This window comes from Ensifer sp. YR511 (assembly GCF_900103045.1).
Taxonomy (GTDB): domain Bacteria; phylum Pseudomonadota; class Alphaproteobacteria; order Rhizobiales; family Rhizobiaceae; genus Ensifer; species Ensifer adhaerens.
Window position 1 is genome coordinate 156,721 of the sequence record NZ_FNGR01000008.1, and the last position, 15,634, is coordinate 172,354.

The 15,634-nt window shown below is 63.2% G+C and carries 13 protein-coding genes; 8 read left to right on the top strand and 5 right to left on the bottom strand.

All coding sequences use genetic code 11. The features are described 5' to 3' along the window. Position 1 precedes the first annotated feature (1 nt). Positions 2–880: a helix-turn-helix domain-containing protein gene (locus BLU15_RS16730; RefSeq protein ID WP_090296549.1), complete on the bottom strand. Its 879-nt coding sequence runs from the start codon at positions 878–880 to the stop codon at positions 2–4. Positions 881–974: 94 nt separating this feature from the next. On the opposite strand from BLU15_RS16730, the gene BLU15_RS16735 reads away from it, so the two are divergent. The 3 genes from BLU15_RS16735 to BLU15_RS16745 all read left to right on the top strand — a co-directional run bounded on the left by BLU15_RS16735 (position 975) and on the right by BLU15_RS16745 (position 4,460). Beyond that, complete coding sequence (locus BLU15_RS16735; RefSeq protein WP_090296552.1) at positions 975–2,537, top strand: 4-hydroxyphenylacetate 3-hydroxylase N-terminal domain-containing protein; 1,563 nt, start codon at positions 975–977, stop codon at positions 2,535–2,537. An 8-nt stretch (positions 2,538–2,545) separates the two neighbouring features. Then, positions 2,546–3,058 (top strand): flavin reductase, encoded by a 513-nt coding sequence (locus BLU15_RS16740; RefSeq protein WP_034787824.1) that lies wholly within the window; start codon positions 2,546–2,548, stop codon positions 3,056–3,058. Between the two features lie 148 nt (positions 3,059–3,206). Continuing rightward, on the top strand, positions 3,207–4,460 hold the full coding sequence (locus BLU15_RS16745) for a sensor domain-containing diguanylate cyclase (protein WP_060517822.1): 1,254 nt from the start codon (positions 3,207–3,209) through the stop codon (positions 4,458–4,460). Positions 4,461–4,544: 84 nt separating this feature from the next. On the opposite strand, the gene BLU15_RS16750 is transcribed toward BLU15_RS16745, so the two are convergent. Together BLU15_RS16750 and BLU15_RS16755 are read right to left on the bottom strand one after the other, a co-directional pair. Continuing rightward, positions 4,545–5,252: a YczE/YyaS/YitT family protein gene (locus tag BLU15_RS16750; protein ID WP_034787819.1), complete on the bottom strand. Its 708-nt coding sequence runs from the start codon at positions 5,250–5,252 to the stop codon at positions 4,545–4,547. Positions 5,253–5,416: 164 nt separating this feature from the next. After that, entirely contained in the window at positions 5,417–7,144 is a 1,728-nt protein-coding gene (locus tag BLU15_RS16755) for an amidohydrolase family protein (protein ID WP_210187446.1), read from the bottom strand. 176 nt (positions 7,145–7,320) lie between these two features. Between BLU15_RS16755 and BLU15_RS16760 the strand changes: the two genes are divergently transcribed. Then, the gene (locus BLU15_RS16760; RefSeq protein WP_090296676.1) at positions 7,321–8,223 is read left to right on the top strand and encodes a LysR family transcriptional regulator; all 903 of its coding nucleotides are present in this window, start codon (positions 7,321–7,323) and stop codon (positions 8,221–8,223) included. Positions 8,224–8,268: 45 nt separating this feature from the next. On the opposite strand, the gene BLU15_RS16765 is transcribed toward BLU15_RS16760, so the two are convergent. Continuing rightward, entirely contained in the window at positions 8,269–9,747 is a 1,479-nt protein-coding gene (locus tag BLU15_RS16765; protein WP_090296557.1) for an aldehyde dehydrogenase, read from the bottom strand. A gap of 71 nt (positions 9,748–9,818) precedes the next feature. Continuing rightward, the gene (locus BLU15_RS16770; protein ID WP_090296560.1) at positions 9,819–11,270 is read right to left on the bottom strand and encodes an APC family permease; all 1,452 of its coding nucleotides are present in this window, start codon (positions 11,268–11,270) and stop codon (positions 9,819–9,821) included. A 297-nt stretch (positions 11,271–11,567) separates the two neighbouring features. On the opposite strand from BLU15_RS16770, the gene BLU15_RS16775 reads away from it, so the two are divergent. The 4 genes from BLU15_RS16775 to BLU15_RS16790 are packed head-to-tail and all read left to right on the top strand — an operon-like array spanning position 11,568 to position 15,632. Beyond that, on the top strand, positions 11,568–12,350 hold the full coding sequence (locus tag BLU15_RS16775; RefSeq protein WP_089042919.1) for an IclR family transcriptional regulator: 783 nt from the start codon (positions 11,568–11,570) through the stop codon (positions 12,348–12,350). After that, positions 12,350–13,603 carry a Tm-1-like ATP-binding domain-containing protein gene (locus BLU15_RS16780; protein ID WP_090296562.1) on the top strand — a complete coding sequence of 418 codons (1,254 nt, stop codon included), beginning with the start codon at positions 12,350–12,352 and terminating at the stop codon, positions 13,601–13,603. Before BLU15_RS16775 ends, BLU15_RS16780 begins: the two co-directional genes overlap by 1 nt. After that, the gene (locus tag BLU15_RS16785) at positions 13,600–14,274 is read left to right on the top strand and encodes an HAD family hydrolase (protein WP_371589957.1); all 675 of its coding nucleotides are present in this window, start codon (positions 13,600–13,602) and stop codon (positions 14,272–14,274) included. Before BLU15_RS16780 ends, BLU15_RS16785 begins: the two co-directional genes overlap by 4 nt. A gap of 2 nt (positions 14,275–14,276) precedes the next feature. After that, on the top strand, positions 14,277–15,632 hold the full coding sequence (locus tag BLU15_RS16790; protein WP_090296565.1) for an aspartate aminotransferase family protein: 1,356 nt from the start codon (positions 14,277–14,279) through the stop codon (positions 15,630–15,632). The last annotated feature ends 2 nt before the right edge of the window (positions 15,633–15,634 follow it).

The following is a 15,634-nucleotide window of genomic DNA, read 5'->3' on the forward strand; positions in this document are numbered from 1 at the left end:
CTTAGCCGGCTCCAGGCGAGTTCAACCGCGCACGGCGCCAGTCGCTCGGGGCTTCGCCGACCCTCAGGCGGAAGAAGCGCGAGAAATAGGCGGCGTCGGCAAAGCCGATCTCATAGGCAATGTCTTCGAGTGGCCGGACCGTAAAGAGCAGTAGGCGCTTGGCCTCGAGCAATCGCCGCTCGTTGATCAGTTCCTTCACCTGCATGCCGAAGGCATCCCTGCTCGCCTTGGCAAGCAGGTGCGGCGTCGTGGCGAGCGCATCGGTGTAGTGCCCGACGCTCCAGTTCTCGCGGAAACGCAGATCGATGAGCCGGCGCAGTTCCGTGGCCAGCATCGCCTGTGTAGGCTGGGCGGTGGGCGGTGCTGCGGCTGCCAGGCGGGCGATCTGGGTCAGCACGGCGGCGACCAGAGATGCCAGCATCCGCTGCGCGCCCGTGGCACCGCAGGCGTACTCATCAGCGACGATATCGAGCAGTTCCGCAAGACGGCGCCAATGCCGGTCTTCACCGTCGCCACGGATCATCATGGGCGTATCGAGCCCCAGCGTCGTTTGCTCGCGGATGGAGAGCAGCGCACCATCGGCAATCGAGACGACGATCGCGTCGCTCGTCTCTGGATCGACTGAAAACCCGTGCACGATGCCGCTCGGCACGAAGCTGATGGCGGGTGCGGAAAAGTCCAAAGGCTTATCGTCGATGAAGTAAGCTCCCCCGCCGCTCAGCCAGTAGGTGATCTGTCCCATCTGGTCGTGCTTGTGCGCCTTGACCTGGCCCTGATGCAGGTTCCGCCGCGCCATCACCGTCTCGACATGGAAGAACCCGGGCTCGACCTTCTGCTCCGGTTCGCCATAGACGAAGAAACTTGGAATGCTGCTGCTCATGCTCCACCCGGAAAAGTCCAAGTCATTTTGCCATTCTGTCCATGGCCGCTGACGATTTCAACGCCTAGCCTTGACGAAACTCAAGGAGGAGAAAATGAGAGCAGAGGATTTCCGCGCCGACAGGGCGCGGCCCTTCACCGGCGCCGAATATCTGGAGAGCCTTCGCGACGGCCGCGAAGTCTATATCAATGGCGAGCGCGTCCACGACGTCACCAGCCATCCGGCGATGCGCAATTCCGCCCGGTCGCTCGCAAGGCTCTATGACGCGCTGCACGACCCGGCGAAGAAGGATATCCTGACGTCACCGACCGACACGGGCTCGGGCGGCTACACCCACAAATACTTCCGCGTCGCCCGCTCCTCCTCCGATCTTGCGGCACAGCAAGGCGCGATCGCCGAGTGGGCACGCATGTCCTATGGCTGGATGGGCCGCACCGCCGACTACAAGGCGGCGCTGATGAACACGCTGGGCGCCAATGCCAACTGGTACGGGCCGTTCAAGGACAATGCGCTCGCGTGGCACCGACGCGCCCAGGAAGCCGCCCTCTTCATGAACCATGCGATCGTCAATCCGCCGATCGATCGCCACAAGCCGGCGGATGCGGTGAAGGACGTGTTCGTCCACATCACCAAGGAAACGGATTCCGGCATCTACGTCTCCGGCGCCAAGGTGGTCGCAACCTCCTCTGCGCTGACGCACTACAATTTCCTCGCACAGAGCTCGGCGACGGTGACCGAGGATCCCTCGCTCTCCGTCATGTTCATCGTTCCGATGAACGCGCCGGGCATCAAGATGTTCTGCCGGGTCTCCTACGAGCAGACGGCCAACACGGTCGGCCATCCCTTCGACTATCCGCTGTCGTCGCGCTTCGACGAGAATGACGCGATCCTGGTGCTCGACAATGTCTTCGTGCCCTGGGAGGATGTTCTGGTGCTGCGCGACGCCGCCAAGATCCTCTCCTTCCACCCGGCCTCCGGCTTCATGCACGGCTACTGCTTCCAGGGCTGCACCCGCTTCGCGGTGAAACTCGACTTCCTCGCCGGCCTGCTTGCCAAGGCTTTGAGGGCGACCGGCGGCGACGCCTTCCGCGGCAACCAGGCGGCGCTCGGCGAGGTCATTGCCCTTCGACACATGTTCTGGAGCTTCTCCAACGCCATGGCGCACAACCCCATTGCCTGGGCCGACGGCGCGGTGCTGCCCAATCTCGAAGCTGCGCTTTCCTACCGCACCTTCATGTCGGAGGCCTATCCGCGCGTCGTCGAGACGATCCGCAGGGTCGTCGCCTCCGGCCTGATCTACCTGCCCTCCTCGGCGCGCGATTTCGGCAATCCCGAGATCGATCGTTACCTGGCGCAATATGTGCGCGGCTCCAACGACATGGGCCATATCGAGCGCATCAAGATCATGAAGCTGCTCTGGGACGCGACCGGCACCGAGTTTGGCGGGCGGCACGCGCTTTACGAACTCAACTATGCCGGTGCACCCGAAGAGGTGCGGCTGCAGGTGTTGAAGGGCGCCGAGCGCGGTGGGCGCCTGAAGGAGATGGAGGCGCTCGTCGATCAGTGCATGGCCGACTACGACGAGAACGGCTGGACCGGCAATACCTGGCTGCCGCCGCTCGACGACAACGCCACCCTTCGCAGCGCAGCCGAGTGAGGCCTGCCATGGAACCGCTCGTTTCAAAGACCGAGTTTCGCAATGCGATGGCGCGGGTCTGCGCGCCGGTCAACGTCATCACCACCAACGGACCCGCCGGACGCGGCGGGTTCACGGCCACCGCCATGTGCTCGGTAACCGACGAGCCGCCGACGCTGCTTGTCTGCATGAACCGGAACTCCACCCAATGCGGGCTGTTCATCGACAACAGGCGCTTTTGCGTCAACGTGCTCAGCCACGACCATCGGGATCTCGCCGGTCATTTCGCCGGCGCGACGCAGGACATGGCCGCGCGCTATGCCGCCACTGACTGGGTCGAGATGCAATCGGGCAGCTTCGCCGTCAAGGATGCGATCGTTTCGCTCGACTGCGAACTGGCCGAGGCGCGGCTCTTGGGAACGCACCATATTCTCATCGGGCGGGTCGTCGGCATCCGCTCGCGCAGCGATGGCAATGCGCTGCTCTACTTCGACCGCAACTATGTACACGTGCCGACGCAGCTCGGAAGTTTCGGCGGCTAAGCACGGACGCAGCGTCGCTGGTTCGGTGCAAACACGGCATCTTTCGCCACAGAGCCGGCGCAATCCACATCCAGTTGCTGTTCAGCGCCTTTTGTTTTTTCCCTAAAACGCGTCTATTGCCGGGCGTGGAATGAGAAAGGAAAACGGAATGGTGGTTGCTGAGCCAGCCGGACGTCCGACGACGGACGCGAAAGGCAGGGAATTCGATCGCTTGGCCGCCCTTGGACATCTCGATATCCTCGACACGCCAAGGGATGAAGGCCTTGAACGGGTCGTACGGCTGATCAAACAGGTCTTCTCCATAGAGATCGGCATCGTCTCCTTGGTCGATGCACATCGCCAATGGTACAAGGCCTGCTCCGGCCTTTCGGCCGACGAGGTCCCGCGCAAAGAGACCTTCTGCCGATATGTCGTCGTCGCCGAGGAGCCTCTCGTCGTCCACGACGCCACGAAGGATGCACGCTTTTCGCAGCACCCGGCCGTGGCCGGTCCCGAACATGTTCGGTTCTACGCAGGCGTCCCGCTGAAGACGCGGGACGGGCATACAGTCGGGACCGTGTGCGCGATCGATCGCGCGCCACGACAGTTCACTGAGACGGATCTTGCGATCCTGATGGAGTTGGCGGGCGTGGCGATGGACCGGATCGATCTGCTCCGCTCGGCCGCGACGGATGGACTGACCGGGACGCTGACGCGGCGCGCCTTCCGCGAGGAAGCGGACAAGCTGATCTCGCTCGCGGTGCGGCACCAGCATGACCTGTCTTGCATCGTCCTCGATGTGGACCATTTCAAGCGGGTCAACGACACACACGGGCATGCGGCGGGAGACGAGGTCTTGAAGGCCGTTGCCTCCATCTGCCAGTCCAATCTGCGAGCAAGCGACCTCTTTGGGCGGCTCGGCGGCGAGGAATTTGCCGTCATGCTGCCGCATGTCGACGCGACAGGCGCGCTGACGGCGGCGGAAAAACTGCGGGCAGCGATCGCCGCTCAGACGATCCACGGTGAATTCGGCCAGCTCGCGGTGACTGCGAGCTTCGGCACCGCCGCCCTTTCGGCCAATAGCAGGGATAACGCCACCTTGCTCGCCCAGGCGGATGCGGCGATGTATCTCGCCAAGGCCGGCGGACGAAACCGCTGCGTCGAATGGAGCAGTCTCGAAGCCGGCTATCCGCTCGGTCCGCGCCAGCGCGTGCTGAAGGCCGGAACCATTCTCTTCGACGACAGGCATTCACGGATCGACTGCACGATCCGGTCGCTGGGCGCCGATGGCGCGGCGGTTACGGTTTCGAATTCCGCCGGCATACCACCGGAACTCGTCCTGGTGGTCGCCGGCGACGGTTTCGAAACCAAGTGCCAGGTGGTGGCACGGGACCGGCAGAACCTCGAACTCGCTTTCGGATAAGCCTGTTCGCCCGTAAGCAGAGATCACGACACATGATGAAGGGGCGCCGGTTGGGCGCCCCTTCTCGCATCTTTGCGCGGGATGCTATTCCGCGGCCGCTTCCAGGCCCTTCGGCGAAGGTGTCGCCTTGCCCTGGAACTTCCTGAACAGGAAGAAGTAGAGCTTGATGTACTGCCCGACGAGAATGGCGTTCAGGATCGTGCCTTCGCGGATGAACTTGACCTCTGCGAGGAAGAGCAGACCGATACAGGCCGACAGAACCAGCAGCGTGCAGTCGAAGCCGGTCTTGATGTTGCCCCACTTCCAGCCGGTGCGCTTGAAGATGGTGTTGACGAACATGTCGATCGGCATCAGCACCAGATTGGCGCGGATCATCAGGAACAGGCCGAAGGCGAGCGCCGCATCGGCAAAGACCAGCAGCGCCACCCGCAGCGGATAGGCCTCGAGCTTGATGAACTCGGTGATCCCAAGGTTGAAGTCCAGGAAAACCGCCAGCACGAAAGCCGGGATCAGCGAGGCGAAGTTCTTGAGCTTGAAGTCCTTGGGCAGGACCAGATAGGTCAGGAACAGCATGATCAGTTCGAGCATGAAGTTGTACGTGCCCTGGCTGAAGGGCGGATAGACCAGCGTCATGGTCCGCGTCAGGCTGCTCTGGGGTGAAATGCCGATGCCGGCCCGGATCGCCAGGCTGACACCGAAGGTCAGCACATAGATGCCGACGACATACATGATCCAGCGTCGCGTCAGGCTGCCGGTATCGACGATTTCGGCTTCCGCCGCATTGTGTGCCATTGTTTCCTCCCTCGAAACGATGCGGAGCTCCTTACCCCGCCGGCCCATCGCCCCCTCAGCGATGCGCTTTTATATCTTTCGGCATGTCCGCCCATTGTCGCGGAAGCACGCCACTTTCCAGGCAGACGGACGCCGAAACGCCCGTCTCCTTTTTCTGAATGGCTCTAGGCCATGAAGCGGAACCGGTGCAACGAGATGAACAGGCTGAGCAGCTTGTTGACCACCGGTTCGCCTTCGTTGCGGTTGCCAAGAGCTTCGAGCGCCGCATCGATCGCAGCGGCACTGGCCGTCAGTTGCTCGACGCTCATGTTCGCCATGACCCCGTAGATCTCCAGCGGCATGACGGCCTTTTCCACCCTGTCGTCGGTGACGATGCAGGCGCCGGCATGGGTATCGACCCGCTTGAGGCAATGGCACATCTCGGCGCTGTCCTGACCGACGACGACGAAATAGGGCTTCGGCGCCGGCCAAAAGGTCGCCACTGCGCCACGATCGACATGAACGCCCTTGAAAAGCCCGTTCACCACATGGCGTTTGCCGTCGGCATAGCGCTGGACGACCGACAGCCGGCTCATCTTCTTGCCCTCATGCTCGACAACGACCTTGCCATCCTTCAGCGGAACCCAGATTTCCTGGTAGAATTTGGCGTGGCCGCGGCCGTAGACATCGAACAAATAGACCTTGGCCTGCGTGCCGTCTTCCGACACTTCCAGGGGCACGATGTCCAGTTGCTCCGGCGAGAGATCGGCGAGGCCGGAAACGCCGTCCTTGCACATGCCGGAATAGTCGATGTCGGCATTCTTCAGCAGCTTACGGTCTCGCGCGACCAGTTCGCCATCCTTGAACACGTAGAGCGGATTGATCTTCGACAGGCTGTCGGTCAAGACGATATCGGCGAACCGGCCGGGCGTCAGCGAACCGATCTTGTCTTCCATGTGGAAAGAACGCGCGGTGTTGTAGGTCGCCATCTTGATCGCGTGGATCGGGTTGATGCCCATTTCGGCTGAGAGCGAAATGATCCAGTCCATGTGGCCCATGGTGAGCAGTCGCTCGATCGAGATGTTGTCGGTGCAGAGCATGAAATTGTCGGTCGGCCATTTGCGGTCGACGATCGCGCGCAACAGCACCTTGATCACCTCGCTGCTGCCGACCCCGAACTTGATGTGCGTCGGGAAGCCGTAGCGAATGCTCTTCTCGATATCCTTCTCGTTCCAGACGTCGTGATTGTTGGAGACGCCGATCGCCGGCAGGTAGTTGAGGATCATGTCGGAGAGCGCGGTGACGCCCCAGTGGCCGTTCATAAAGCCGCCCTTGGCGCGGACCCAGGCCGCCTTGCGGAAATCGTCGTCGTTGCCGGAACTGTAGGTGAAGTGCTCGAACTCCCCGAGGCCGATCACCGGTTCCATCTTGAGCACGGCTTCCGTCACCGATGCCGCCGTCTTCTTGCCCGGTGCGAAGGCATAGAGCCGGTAGGGCAGCTGCTCGTAATCCCGGAAAAGGCTCTCGGCCGCTTCGATGCCTTCCTTGCCCGCGGCGCTGAGCAGATCCAGGCACTCGGCATAGATCGTCGTCGTGCCGCAGGGAACCATCGCCTCGGCGAGCGCCGTCGGGTGCGCGAGCTGGGATTCGAAATGGATATGCGCGTCGATCAGGCCGGGGATCGCATAGAGGCCCTTGCCGTCGAAGACTTGCTTGACCTTCAAGACCGTCTCGTCGGGGTTGAGCGCAACGATGCGCTTGTCGTAGACGAGAATGGACCCCTGGTAGACGGTCTCTCCGTGAACATCGAGGATGTTCAGGTTCTTCAAAAGAAGATCCGCCTCCCGCTCGCCGTTCAGGATATCGAAGATGGCGCGCACCTTTTCGTAATGCGCGGCTTCAGTCTGGTTCACGAATAGTCCTCCACTTTCAGAGTCGTCGGCGCCTGCCCATAACCCGCCATATTCAGCGGGTGCAGTGCCGGCAGCGCGCCCCTCGCCAACCATAAGAAGTGATTGCACCGCTTCCGAAAAGCAGTATTTTCTGCTCGTACCGTTCGCTTTTCGAGAACGATTAAATGGGGAAGACCATGCTGCATTCGCGCGTGCTGCGCTATATCGACGAGGTGGCGCGCTCAGGCTCGATCCGCGGGGCGAGCGAACGGCTGAACGTCGCTGCCTCGGCCATCAACAAGCATGTGTTGCAGCTTGAGGAGGATATCGGCGAGCCGCTGTTCGAGCGGCTGCCGCGCGGCCTCAGGCTGACGCCGGCCGGCGAAATCCTTGTCGCGCATGTGCGCCGGACCATGAAGGAATACAGCCAGGTCGAAGCCGAAATTCGCGATATCAAGGCGCTGCAGAGCGGCGAGGTGATCATCGCCACAATGAACGGCCTTGCCGGCGGCATCGTGCCGAAGGTGGCTGCGATCTTCGGCGCACGCCATCCTCGCCTCAAGATCACGATCCGGGTAATGTTCGCCCGCGAGATCGTTCAGGCGGTGGCCGGTGGCGAGGCCGACCTCGGCTTTGCCTTCAGTCTCCCGCCGACGCCGCAGGTCGAGACACTCTGGAAGATGGACACCCGCCTCGGCGCGGTCGTTGCTCCGGAACACCCGCTCGCCGGCATGGAATCATTGCCGCTGGCCTATTGCCAGTCCTACCCGCTGATCTTTGCCGACAAGTCGATGCAGATCCATGGCATCGTCGCCGACGCCTTCGCTGAGGCCGGGCTGACAGTCGAGCCGAGCTATCTCACCAATTCCATCGAGGCGATGAAGTTCCTGGCCGCGGCCGGCGACGGCATCGCTTTCCTCAGCAAGTTCGACATTACCGAGGAACAGCGAAACGGCGTCCTGACATACCTGCAGATCCGTGACCGGACTTTTGCAAAGAACGTGCTTTCGCTGGTGCAGCGGGAAAGACGCGGCCACGGCCTGGCCGCCGCCATGTTTGCCGAAGAGATCATCCGGGCCTTGCGGGCGACGATGGAATAGCCGGCTTACCCGGCCCAACGCCGATACGGTTTGTCGTCCCGGGGGTCAGAGCTGAATCCAGGCGGTCTTCAGATCGATGTATTTATCGAGCGCGTGCAGCGACTTGTCGTGACCATTGCCGGACTGCCTGACGCCACCGAGCGGCACTGTGTTGTCGGCGCCGCCATAGGTATTGACATGCACCACGCCGGCGCGGATGCCGCGCACCATGCGGTGCGCGCGCGACAGGTTCGCAGTCCAGACGGCCGACGCCAGACCGTAGTCGGTCGCGTTGGCGATCCGGAGTGCGTCGACCTCGTCATCAAACGGTATGACCGCAAGCACGGGGCCGAAGACCTCCTCCTTCGCCAGCTTCATATCCGGCTGAACGTCGAAGACAGTCGGCTGCATGTAGGAGCCACCGGTTTCTTCGAGGATGCGCTTGCCGCCGGAGCGCAGCCTTGCACCTTCAGCCTCGGCCTCTCTGACGAAATCGAGGTTCTTCTTGAGTTGAACCTCGCTCGAAATCGCGCCGGCCTCGGTCGCAAGAAGCAGCGGGTCGCCGACCTTCACGGATCCTGCGATCGCTGCCACCTTCTCGGCGAAGGCTTCGTGAATGGAGCGCTCGACAAGCAGCCGCGAACCGGCAACGCAGACCTGGCCGGAGTTGCGGAAGATGCCATAGGCGGAAATGCGCGCGGCCTGGTCGAGGTCGGGTGCGTCGGCAAAGACGACGTTCGGCGACTTGCCGCCGAGTTCGAGATAGACGCGCTTCAGGTTCGAGCGCGCGGAATATTCGAGCAGCCGACGACCGACGCCGCCGGATCCGGTAAAGGCGAGAACATCGATATCGCCATGAAGGCCGATCGCCTCGCCCGTGGTCGCGCCGCGACCAGTGACGACATTCAAGACACCCTCTGGCAGACCGGCCTCGGCGCAGATCTCAGCGAGCCTGAGCAGGCTGAGCGAGGCGCCCTCGGCCGGTTTCAGCACGACCGAGTTGCCGGCGGCGAGCGCCGGCGCGATCTTCCAGGCGCCGATCATCAGCGGGAAATTCCAGGGCACGATCGCGGCGACCACGCCAATCGGTTCGCGATGCACGAGACCGAGAATATTGTCGGCCGACGGAGCGATCTCGCCATAGACCTTGTCGAGCGCCTCGGCATAGTAGCGGAAGGTGCCGGCGGCGCTGCCGGGCTCGGCCTTCAGCGCCATAGAGATTTCCGTGCCATTGTCGCGTACGCCGAGAACGGCCAGCTCGAGTGCCTGCGCCTCGATGATCTCGGCAATGCGCGTGAGAACCTTTTTGCGCTGGGCCGGGGCAGCCCTCGACCAGCTTCCCTTCTCGAAAGCGGCGCGGGCGGCCCGGACCGCGGCGTCGACATCACCGGCTGCCGCGTCGGCGATCGTCGTCAGGTGCCTGCCGTCGATCGGCGAGGCGACATCGAGGCTTTGACCGGAGAGGCTCTCCTGCCAACGCCCCCCGATGAACAATTTTTGGGCCGCAACGGGCAGGTTGCGCAATTGATCGATCTTGTCCTGCATCGTGTCCTGTCCCGTTTGGTTTGCAGGGATGGCGGCGGGCCGCCATCCCCAAAAGCGATATTCCCGAGAGATCAGATCTCCTGGCCGGCACCCAGGCGGGCGAACTCAATCGGATTGCCCGATTTCAGCGAGGCCGCCAGGAACAGCCCGATGACCCCAAAGATCACGACGAGCCCCGGCAAGAACACCGCGAGCATGCCGGTAGCGCCGGCGAGATCGCCGAAATTGGCCGCGATCGCGATGATGACGGCAACGAGGATCAGACCGGTGACGACGGGAATGACCTTGGTGACCAGCGGGTTCGTTTCAAGCCCAGGATTGCGGTTGAAGAAGGCGACGATCGCAAAGGCGGTAAAGGCCATCAGCGTCATGACCGCAAGCGTGCCGACGTTGGTCAGCCAGGAGAACAGCGCCAGCACCGGGTCCTGACCCGTTGCCGCAAAGAGCGCGACGATTAGCACGGCAATAACCGTCTGGATCAGCGAGCCGACATGCGGGCTGTGGTAGACAGGATGTGTGACGCCGATCGAGGAGGGCAGCAGGCGCTCGCGGCCGGCGACGTAGAGATAGCGGGCGACACCGTTGTGGAACGCCAGCACGCCGGCAAAGAGGCTCGTGACGAAGAGCACGTTCATCAACGGCGGCAGCCAGCCGCCGGCATAGCGTTCGGCGAGGCCGAAGAGAAAAGTGGTCGGATCGGCAAGGCCCTGCAGTTCGGGCACCAGCTTGTCCGCGCCGGCGGCGTTCACCATCAGCCACGAGGTGAACATGTAGAAGATGCCGATGATCAGCACCGAGATATAGGTCGCAAGCGGCACGGTCTTCTCCGGATCGCGGGCTTCCTCGCTGTAGATCGTCGTCGCTTCGAAACCGATGAAGGCGGCGAAGCAGAAGAGAATGCCGATCGACGGCGAACCGGAGAGGATCGCCGAGGGCGTGAACGAAACCGTCGTCAATCCGCCGTCGCCGCCCTTGGCGAGGATCGCGACGTCGATGACGAGCACGACCAGATATTCAAGGATGACGAGGACAGTCAGCACCTTGGCGGAGAGATCGACGCGGCGATAACCGAGAATGCCGACCGCAGCGATGCCGATAAAGGTCCAGACCCACCAGGGCAGATCGATCCCCAAGCCGGCGAAAAGCCCCGCCGTTGCCGCGCCGAAGAGGCCGAAGACGCCGATCTGCATCGCGTTATAGGCAAGGATCGCGATCATCGCTGCGGCACCGCCCATCAGCCCGCCGAGGCCCTGTGCCGTATAGGCATAGAAGGCGCCGGCATTGCGGATATGCCTCGCCATGGCGACATAGCCGACCGAGAACAGAAGCAGGATCGCGGTGACGATCAGGAAGGTGCCGGGAATGCCCGCACCGTTTCCGAGCATCATCGACAATGGAACGCCGCCGGCAACCGCGGTTAGCGGTGCAGCGGCGGAAACGACGAGAAAGGTGACGGCGCCGACGCCGAGGGCGTTCTTGCGCAATTGGTTCGCCCCGGTCACGGGCGCAGGCGAATTGGTCATGGTCTTGGCTCCCCTTGCTGGCGCGAACGCCTTTTCGCCTCCGGTCCTTCTCTCCGTCGGCGGCTCCCTGAAGCGGACTTGAGGCGCGGGGCTTGCTTTTTGTCGTTGCCGCGCAAGTCTTTCGGTTCATTATTTGAACCTTAGCTTCAAATATAGACTTGCAAATTGCATCTGGCCCTGTCAAGTTATTTCGCATGTTAAGTATCTCGACCCAGAACGACCGGGAGAGCGGGTCTACCGCTCCTTAGGAGGGAACAGGCGAGAGGACTGACGGGGCGCTCGACAACGGAGGAATGGATGAGCACCATCGGTAAGGCCCTGACTTTGCTCGACGCGATCTCGCGCCTTGAGAAAGAGGCGGGGTTGAGCGACATCGCCCGCCACTGCGGGCTCGACAAGGCGACGGCCAGACGCTTCCTCGTCGAACTGGAAAAACACGGTTTCGTCGAGCAGGACGTGGAAACGCGCCGTTATCGCCTTGGCGGTGCACCGGTGCGGCTCGCCCGTATCCGCGAGGCGCGCTTTCCCTATCTGAGCGTGGCGACCCCTTTTGCGCGGGAACTCGCAGGCCTTGCGGGCGAGACCGTCCACCTCTCCGAATACGCCGCCGGCCGCCTCTCGACCATTCATGTGGAGGACTCGCAACGGGCGCATCGTGTCATCGTCGACGTCGGCAGCATCCTGCCCTTCCACGCGACCGCATCCGGCCTCGGCTTTCTCGCCTTCTGCCCGCAGAAGGAGATCGACGCGGCCCTGTCGGCACCGCTCCAGGCCTTCACCGACCACACTCTGACGGATCCGGCCGCACTCCGCCAGACGCTCGGCGAGACGCTCCGGCGCGGCTACTCGATCTGCCATCACGGGCTTGAGACCGGCGTCGTCAGCGTCGCCGCCCCGATCCGTGCGCCCGGCACAACGCCGGTCGGCACCATTGCCATCGCCGCACCTGCAACGCGTGCCGACAAGGAGACGGTGGAACAGATGGGGCGCGCCGCTATGGCTGCGGCAAGACGCATTTCCGAAAGACTTTTCGGGTTGGAGCAGGTTGCTGCCGATCCGCTGGCAAGGAGGGCCGGCTGATGAATGCAATGAACCGTCTCCCCAATATCCTGGTCGTGGGTACGGGAGACACCAAATGCGACGAACTCCAGTTCATGGCGTCCGTCATCCGCGAAGCCGGCGGACTGCCTGTGATGATGGATGTCAGCATTCTCGGCGACCCGCCCTATCAGCCTGAATACTCGCGCCACGACATTGCCGAAGCAGCCGGCGCCTCGATCGCGGCCATCGCATCCAGCGGCGACGAACACAGCGCCATGGCGCTGATGGCAACAGGTGCCGCCGCCCTTACCCGTTCGCTCTACGAGGCCGGCCAGGCCGATGGCGTCATCATTCTCGGCGGCTCCATGGGCACCGATCTGGCGCTCGACGTCACCGCGGCGCTACCACTCGGCGTGCCGAAATTCATCGTCTCGACGATTGCCTATTCGCACCTCTTGCCGCCCGAGCGCATCGCGCCTGATCTGATGATGATCCTCTGGGCTGGCGGGCTCTATGGTCTCAACGGCATCTGCCGCTCGGTGCTCTCCCAGGCCTGCGGCGCGGTCGTCGGTGCTGCGCGGTTCGGTACAAAGCCGGATGGATCGCGGCCGCTGATCGGCATGACCTCGCTGGGATCGAGCTGCCTCAAATACATGAAATGCCTGAAACCCGAACTCGAGCGCCGCGGCTACGACGTCGCCGTCTTCCATTCGACCGGCATGGGCGGGCGCGCTTTCGAGGCGATCGCGGCCGAGAAGGGTTTCACGGCCGTCTTCGACTTCTGCATCCAGGAGGTCAGCAACCACCATCACGGAACGGTCGTCACCTCAGGGCCGGACCGGCTTGAAAATGCCGGGCGAGCCGGCATCCCCCAGATCGTCGCGCCCGGCGCCGTCGACATGGTCGACCTGCCGGCTTGGCAGCCTGTTCCGCAAGCCTTCGCCGACCGCCCCTATCACGCCCACAACCGGCTGCTCGGCTCGGTCACCACGTCAGCCCATGGGCGGCGCGAGATCGCTCGCGTCATCGGCGGCAAACTGGCCGGCACCGGCGCCGAAGTCGCCTTCATCCTGCCGCTCAAGGGGATTCAGGAGTGGGATCAGCCCGACGAGCCGCTCTTCGAACCGGAGGCGCTCGACGCCTTCATCGACGAGATGCGCCGGTCGATCCCTTCAGGCGTCGCGCTGCATGAGGTCGACAGCCACATCAACGCCCCGGAATTCTCGAAAGCAGCACTTGCGATCTTCGACGACTGGGTGTCGCGCGGCATCGTGCCCGAGGGTCGGCCATGACGAAGAACATGACCGACAAGGCATTGATCCTCGACTTCGGCGGCGTCGTCACCCGAACGCTATTCGAGACCCACGATGTCACCGAGCGCGCACTTGGCCTTGCGCCGGGCACGCTCACGTGGCGCGGCCCCTTCGATCCGGCGACCGACCCGCTCTGGGCCGCCATGCAGCGGCGCGAGATCACCGAACGGGACTACTGGACGACACGCACGCGCGAGGTCGGACAGTTGCTCGACGAAGACTGGAGCGACATGAAGACCTTCGTGCAGCGGGCGCGCGGGGCCGAACCGGAGCTGGTGCTCAGGCCCGAGGCACGCGACGCGATCCTTGCCGCTCACAGGGCCGGTGTCCGGCTCGCCATCCTCTCCAACGAACTCGACCTCTTCTACGGCGTCGCGTTTCGCGAGCGTTTCCCGCTGATCGAGCTCTTCGAGATTATCGTCGACGCCACCTACACCAACATCCTGAAGCCCGATCCGCGCGCTTACGAACTGGTGCTGAGCCAGCTCAGTTTGCCGCGCGAAGCCTGCGTCTTCGTGGATGACCAGTTGAAGAACATCGAGGGTGCGCGGGCCGTCGGCCTGCCTCACGTCCATTTCGACGTCACCCGCCCCGCAGAAAGCTATGCCAGAGCGCTTCGGATGCTCGGCCTCGAACTGACAGGAGCATGAGTATGCGCGAAACCAACTTCCTCATCGAGAACAACGCCCGCCACCTCTGGCATCCGATGGCGCATCCGGCCGAGATGCAGGCGACGCCGCCGCGCATCATCAATGCCGGCGAGGGCGTCGAGATCGTCGACATTCACGGCAAGAAGGTGCTCGACGCGGTCGGCGGTCTCTGGAACGTCAATCTCGGCTATTCCTGTGAACCGGTGAAGGAGGCGATCCGCCGCCAGCTCGACGACCTGCCCTATTATTCGACCTTTCGCGGCACCACCAATTCGCCGCTGATCGAGCTGTCCTACGAGCTCGCTGAATGGTTCCGCGAGGACGGGCTGACGCGCTCGTTCTTCACCTCGGGGGGCTCGGATTCGGTCGAGACCTGCCTGCGTCTCGCCCGCCAATACCACAAGCTCAACGGCCAGCCGGAGCGCACCAAGTTCGTCGCCTTGAAGAAGGGCTATCACTGTACCCATTTCGGCGGCGCCTCGGTCAACGGCAATGCCAATTTCCGTCGCAACTACGAGCCGCTGCTGCCCGGCGTCTATCATCTGCCGGCGCCCTATACCTATCGCAACCCGTTCGACACGACCGACGGCGCTGTCATCGCCAAGTCGATCGCGCGACTCTTCGAGGACGAGATCGCCTTTCAGGGCGCCGACACCATCGCGGCGCTGATCATGGAGCCGGTGCTTGGCGCCGGCGGCGTGATCGTGCCGCACGAGACCTTCATGCCGCTGATGCGCGAGATCTGCGACCGCCACGGCATTCTGCTGATTGCCGACGAGGTGATCACCGCCTTCGGCCGCACCGGCGCCTGGACCGGCTCACGTCTCTGGGGCGTGAAGCCAGACTTCATGTCGACCGCGAAGGCGATCACCAATGGCTACTATCCCTTCGGCGCAGTGATGATCGCCGACAAGGTGGCCGAGGCTTTCGAAAGCAACAAGACGGCTGCCGGATCGATCGGCCATGGATACACCTACTCCGGCCATCCGGTCGGTGCTGCGGCAGCACTCGCAACGCTGAAGGAGACGCGCAAGCAGAACGTGGCGGCGAATGCGGGTGCCCGCGGCGAGGAACTCATCGCCGGTCTCGAAGCGCTGAAGGAGCGGCACGAACTGATCGGCGACGTGCGTGGTAAGGGTCTGATGTGCGCGCTCGAACTGGTCTCGGACCGCGCGAAGAAGACCGCTGCGGCGAAGGATGTGGTGCAGAAGGTCCAGGACGTGACCTATGACGCCGGCGTCATGGTGCGAACCTCGGGCGCCAATGTCATCCTCTCGCCGCCACTCGTCATCACCGCCGGCGATGTCGCCCGTATTCTGACGGCGCTGGACGCCGGCCTCACCGCCGCACGGGGATAAAC

What these genes read in the sequence shown, in the direction of transcription:
- BLU15_RS16730 (WP_090296549.1), bottom strand. Translation starts at nt 880, where the DNA reads ATGAGCAGCAGCATTCCAAGTTTCTTCGTCTATGGCGAACCGGAGCAG.
- BLU15_RS16735 (WP_090296552.1), top strand. Translation starts at nt 975, where the DNA reads ATGAGAGCAGAGGATTTCCGCGCCGACAGGGCGCGGCCCTTCACCGGC.
- BLU15_RS16740 (WP_034787824.1), top strand. Translation starts at nt 2,546, where the DNA reads ATGGAACCGCTCGTTTCAAAGACCGAGTTTCGCAATGCGATGGCGCGG.
- BLU15_RS16745 (WP_060517822.1), top strand. Translation starts at nt 3,207, where the DNA reads ATGGTGGTTGCTGAGCCAGCCGGACGTCCGACGACGGACGCGAAAGGC.
- BLU15_RS16750 (WP_034787819.1), bottom strand. Translation starts at nt 5,252, where the DNA reads ATGGCACACAATGCGGCGGAAGCCGAAATCGTCGATACCGGCAGCCTG.
- BLU15_RS16760 (WP_090296676.1), top strand. Translation starts at nt 7,321, where the DNA reads ATGCTGCATTCGCGCGTGCTGCGCTATATCGACGAGGTGGCGCGCTCA.
- BLU15_RS16765 (WP_090296557.1), bottom strand. Translation starts at nt 9,747, where the DNA reads ATGCAGGACAAGATCGATCAATTGCGCAACCTGCCCGTTGCGGCCCAA.
- BLU15_RS16770 (WP_090296560.1), bottom strand. Translation starts at nt 11,270, where the DNA reads ATGACCAATTCGCCTGCGCCCGTGACCGGGGCGAACCAATTGCGCAAG.
- BLU15_RS16775 (WP_089042919.1), top strand. Translation starts at nt 11,568, where the DNA reads ATGAGCACCATCGGTAAGGCCCTGACTTTGCTCGACGCGATCTCGCGC.
- BLU15_RS16780 (WP_090296562.1), top strand. Translation starts at nt 12,350, where the DNA reads ATGAATGCAATGAACCGTCTCCCCAATATCCTGGTCGTGGGTACGGGA.
- BLU15_RS16785 (WP_371589957.1), top strand. Translation starts at nt 13,600, where the DNA reads ATGACGAAGAACATGACCGACAAGGCATTGATCCTCGACTTCGGCGGC.
- BLU15_RS16790 (WP_090296565.1), top strand. Translation starts at nt 14,277, where the DNA reads ATGCGCGAAACCAACTTCCTCATCGAGAACAACGCCCGCCACCTCTGG.